Source organism: Methylobacterium sp. WL119 (genome assembly GCF_008039875.1).
Lineage (GTDB): Bacteria > Pseudomonadota > Alphaproteobacteria > Rhizobiales > Beijerinckiaceae > Methylobacterium.
In genome coordinates this window covers 1-2,205 of record NZ_VRUU01000211.1, presented here as the reverse complement: position 1 = coordinate 2,205, position 2,205 = coordinate 1, and the positions used below count along the sequence as shown (strand labels likewise).

The 2,205-nt window shown below is 66.6% G+C and carries 3 protein-coding genes; 1 reads left to right on the top strand and 2 read right to left on the bottom strand.

All coding sequences use genetic code 11. The features are described 5' to 3' along the window. Window positions 1-266, top strand: a 266-nt coding sequence (locus FV227_RS28445) for a GDP-mannose 4,6-dehydratase (protein WP_187274998.1), incomplete at its 5' end; no start/stop codon positions are given. Window positions 267-291: 25 nt separating this feature from the next. Here the strand turns inward: FV227_RS28445 and FV227_RS28440 are convergent. Together FV227_RS28440 and FV227_RS28435 are read right to left on the bottom strand one after the other, a co-directional pair. Further along, a complete protein-coding gene (locus FV227_RS28440; RefSeq protein ID WP_147727794.1) occupies window positions 292-1,092 on the bottom strand; it encodes an FkbM family methyltransferase in 801 nt (266 codons plus the stop codon). Then, on the bottom strand, window positions 1,068-1,640 hold the full coding sequence (locus tag FV227_RS28435) for a hypothetical protein (protein WP_147727795.1): 573 nt from the start codon (window positions 1,638-1,640) through the stop codon (window positions 1,068-1,070). Before FV227_RS28435 ends, FV227_RS28440 begins: the two co-directional genes overlap by 25 nt. Between the last annotated feature and the right edge of the window lie 565 nt (window positions 1,641-2,205).

Here is a 2,205-nt window from a genome sequence, read left to right as displayed (position 1 = left end):
TGTGCGCCGCCTTCGACCGGCTGCGGCCCGAGCACGCCCCGCACGCGCGGCTGATCGCCTTCGTCGCCGACCGGCCCGGGCACGACCGCCGCTACGCGATCGACCCGGGCAAGGCCGAGGCCGAGGTCGGCTGGGCGCCGTCCAAGACCTTCGAGCAAGCGCTGGAGGAGACCGTGCGCTGGTACCTCGACAACGCGGCCTGGTGGCGCCCGATCCGCGAGGGCCGCTACACCGGCGAGCGCCTCGGCCTCGCCCCGGCTGCTTGACCGAGCGCTCGCGACGCCTTCGACATCAGCATCGAGCAAGAGGGCGCTCTGTTATCTGAAACACGTGAGCGGCCAGATCGTACTTCGCACGCCCCTCCATGCTCAGCTTCGCATAGGCAACCCGATCCTTCATGAAGTAGGCGTTGGCGCACACCAGGTCTCCGTCGAAAGCCGGAACCTCTTCGATGCGCTTGAATCGCAACCCGAAAGGTTCGAGCTGCGCGATCAAGTCGTGAAACAACGCTTGCCGTTTGTAAACGGGATAGAAAAATACCTCCGTCTCGATCCCGACGACGTTGTGAAGCAGCGAACCGAACCCTTCGAGAACATGGCTCTCGTAGCCTTCGACGTCGATCTTGATGACGTCCGGAACGGGCGCCTTGCCGGCACCGACGAGGCCATCGTAGCGGGCACATTCGATCTCGACCGTATCTTTGACGTGATAGCTGGCCGCGATCTGATAATCGCTGAGGAATGCCGAGTTCGCCTCGAGTATCGACGTGCAGCCATAATGCTCCCCGATATGGAGCTGCTGCGGACCATTCCGGTCGGCCAGGCCGGTCTCGATCACGAAGGACTTTTCGAAGGCGGAGAGCTGATCGCGCAGGCGACGCGCCTCTTCGGGGTTCGGCTCGAACAGCACCGGTATGATATTGTCTTTCTGTCGCAACCATTTCGGCTGGATGCCCTTCGATGCACCGACATCGACGAAATGAATCTTATGTTCCAAGCGGATCTTGCGCGATGGAAGGGGAACGATCTCTTCCAAAGCTTCTGATATGAGTGCGTAAGCCTTCTGTCTTAGATACGGCATCGTGCGCTCCACGGCTTCTCGACCAGTAGCAGCGGATCCGAACGAGAAATCAATTTCAAATCGGTACTTAGCCTTCTTGGCTCCAGCGCGCGCGAGCCGTTTTCCGTTCCTGTCGCGCCGTCGTGGCGGTATCCGGCGGCGAGGTCGTTTCGATACGCTTGCATCGTGAAGCCGGCGAAGATTTTCCGGATCGCGCGCCGGAGATCCGGGATGGCGCGGGGAGCGGCGGCGCGCAGGCAGGCCTTCAGCTTGGCAAAAGCCGCCTCATCCTGCGCTTGTCGATGGATCGATCGGGTCGACGTCGGGGCGGTCGAGCGGTCGCTGGCGGCTCCGTGCGCCGGCCGCCGCGAGCCCCCGCGGACACCGGCCACCTTGTGGAGGTTCAGGTCGTCGAGGATGGCGGTGTCGCGCCGCTCCAGCTTTGGGACCAGCCTGTCGGTGCCGTCGGCGCGAAACCAAGCCCCGTCCCCGGCCCGATCACGCAGGGCGACGGCCGTGGGACCGCCGGTGGTAAGGGCGGCGGCGGTCTCGTGATGCCCGTGCGGGACGGCAGCGCGCACCGCGCGGAGCCCGGCCTCGGCGGCAGGCGACCGCCGTGTGGGTGGCCGTCGCGTCGCGGACGGTCGATCCGTCCGGATCGAGGCCGAGCCGCCCCTCGAACCAGTCCTGCCCGGTTGCTCTCACGTCCGCCCGTTCCTGCTTCGATGCCGCCAGAAGTCGCGCACCGGCCGCCGGTGCCGGTCGGCACGCCGTGCCCGCCCAGGGCAGCGCACGGCGCCGTGCAGGACGATCTTCGAACCCGCCTCGGAGAGGCCCGGGATCAGGGCATGCGTTTCGGTGCACCGCGAGGCATGACCGCCACCCGACCGCATTCGTCCCTCGGCTATCGGCCGCCTGCGCCCACCAGCTTCCCGGATCCGCCCTTCCGGCTACCCATGACCGCGACCATGCAGCAGCCGCGCAGCTGGCCCGGTCCGAAATATGAGCCTGGGCAAACCCGAGCCCCGATCCCGCGTCGCCGGCAGCCCCGCCGGACCCGGTCCGGGCGGGCTATGACCGCGCGCATCCGTCCCCATGACGGTCCCTGCAACCTGCGAAGCGGGGAGGCGCGGGGGGGGCTACGGG